The organism is Cellulosimicrobium cellulans (assembly GCF_042723955.1).
Taxonomy (GTDB): domain Bacteria; phylum Actinomycetota; class Actinomycetes; order Actinomycetales; family Cellulomonadaceae; genus Cellulosimicrobium; species Cellulosimicrobium cellulans_H.
Genome location: NZ_JBHXIC010000173.1, coordinates 1 through 2,111, shown reverse-complemented (window position 1 = coordinate 2,111; position 2,111 = coordinate 1). Strand labels below are relative to the sequence as shown.

Sequence of the window (2,111 nt, the reverse complement as noted above, 5' to 3'; positions counted from 1 at the left end):
CTCCCCCCACTCCACCACATCCTCAACCAACTCTAGATTCTGGGTCTTGTGTTTTTTTTCTATCAGCTCCCTGCGCCCCACCCCCCCCCCCCCCCGCCGGGCACCGCGCTCGGCGTGCGGGCGCTCGGCGGACGGGCGGCCCATCGGCCGGGCCGACCGTACGCTGCCTGCACGACGAGCACGACGGGGACCTCCGGGTCTCCGGCCCCGGCGCCCGGGAACGGGCGCTCCGGCCCGGCGCCGGGGCACCCCGGGGACCGACGACCGCCGTCGGCCCCGGAGCCACCCACGGACCACGACGAGGTGATGACCCGATGTCCCGAACGTCTCCGCAGCCCAGCAGCACCAGCACCCGATCCCGGGTCGGGGCGCGCGCTCTTCTCTCCGCGGCGCTCGGCGTGCTGCTCGGCGCCGCCGTCGCGCTGCTGGGCGTCGCGGCCCCGGCGGCCGCGCACGGCGGCGACGTCGTGATCTCCCTCGGCACCGACGGGGAGGGCGGCATCTCCGCCAACCTGACCTGGAAGCTCGACGGCCACCCGGTCGAGGAGGCGGCCGACGTCTCCGTGACCGCGGAGTCCGCCGACGGCGAGACCGTCGGCCCGCTCACCCTCTCCTCGGCGTCGGAGGGCGTCGGCTGGTACACGTCCGAGCCCGGCGTCCTCGCCGAGGGCAACTGGACCCTCACCGCCACGATCACGCACCCGTCGGAGGCGACCGCGTCCGCGCAGGTCGACGTCGTGCCCCTGCCCGAGCCGGCCCCGGACACGGACGACGAGGCCGCGGCCGGTGCGGAGGACGGTTCGGGCGACGAGGCGGACGGGGCCGCAGGAGACCCCGACGCCGCGGCCGACGGGTCCGCCACCGCGGACGACGAGTCGACCGGGAGCAGCGCGGGCGTGTGGATCGCGGTCGCCGTGGTCGCCGCGCTCCTCCTCGCGGGTGGCTTCGTCGTCCTCCGCCGCCGCTCGCGCGCTGCCGCCGCCGACGAGTCGTCGGACGGCAAGCCTCGCTCCCTGACCAGCACCTCAGCCCGGTGACCCCGGGCACGAACCGAGAACGACCGAAGGAGACACGACCATGGCACGACCGATCACCCTCTTCACCGGGCAGTGGGCCGACCTGCCGTTCGAGGAGGTGGCACGGCTCGCGTCCGGCTGGGGCTACGACGGGCTGGAGATCGCCTGCTGGGGAGACCACCTCGACCCGTGGCGCTGGGACGACGACGAGTACGTCCAGGGCAAGCTCGACCTCCTCGCCAAGTACGACCTCAAGGTCTACGCGATCTCGAACCACCTCAAGGGCCAGGCCGTCTGCGACGACCCCATCGACCAGCGCCACCGCGACATCCTCCCGGATGTGGTGTGGGGCGACGGCGACCCCGAGGGCGTGCGCCAGCGCGCCGCGGAGGAGATGAAGCACACCGCGCGGCTCGCCGCGAAGCTGGGTGTGAAGACGGTCGTCGGCTTCACGGGCTCGGCGATCTGGAAGTACGTGGCGATGTTCCCGCCGGTCTCCCAGGAGGCGATCGACGCCGGCTACCAGGACTTCGCCGACCGGTGGAACCCGATCCTCGACGTCTTCGACGAGGTCGGGGTGAAGTTCGCCCACGAGGTGCACCCGAGCGAGATCGCGTACGACTACTGGACGACCGTCCGCACGCTCGAGGCGATCGGGCACCGCGAGGCGTTCGGCCTCAACTGGGACCCGAGCCACATGGTGTGGCAGGACCTCGACCCGGTGAGCTTCCTCTGGGACTTCAAGGACCGCATCTACCACGTGGACTGCAAGGACACGAAGAAGCGGATGCACAACGGCCGCAACGGCCGCATGGGGTCGCACCTGGCGTGGGCGGACCCGCGCCGCGGCTGGGACTTCATCTCCACGGGCCACGGCGACGTGCCGTGGGAGGACGCCTTCCGCATGCTCAACACGATCGGCTACGAGGGCCCCATCTCCGTCGAGTGGGAGGACGCCGGCATGGACCGCCTCGTCGGCGCGCCCGAGGCCCTGGCGTTCGTCAAGAAGTACGCGTTCGACGCCCCGGACGCCGCCTTCGACGCGGCGTTCTCGAACAAGTAGCACGCGCAGTCTCCCCGTCGGCCGGCTCGGCC

Annotated in this window: 2 protein-coding genes; both read left to right on the top strand. The window is 72.5% G+C overall.

Annotation, left to right across the window (positions count from 1 at the left end; genetic code table 11):
* Positions 1–314: 314 nt before the first annotated feature.
* Positions 315–1,037, top strand: coding sequence for an LPXTG cell wall anchor domain-containing protein (locus ACFWH7_RS21015; protein WP_378219630.1), 723 nt, complete (start codon positions 315–317; stop codon positions 1,035–1,037).
* A gap of 40 nt (positions 1,038–1,077) precedes the next feature.
* Positions 1,078–2,079: a sugar phosphate isomerase/epimerase family protein gene (locus tag ACFWH7_RS21010; protein ID WP_378219627.1), complete on the top strand. Its 1,002-nt coding sequence runs from the start codon at positions 1,078–1,080 to the stop codon at positions 2,077–2,079.
* The last annotated feature ends 32 nt before the right edge of the window (positions 2,080–2,111 follow it).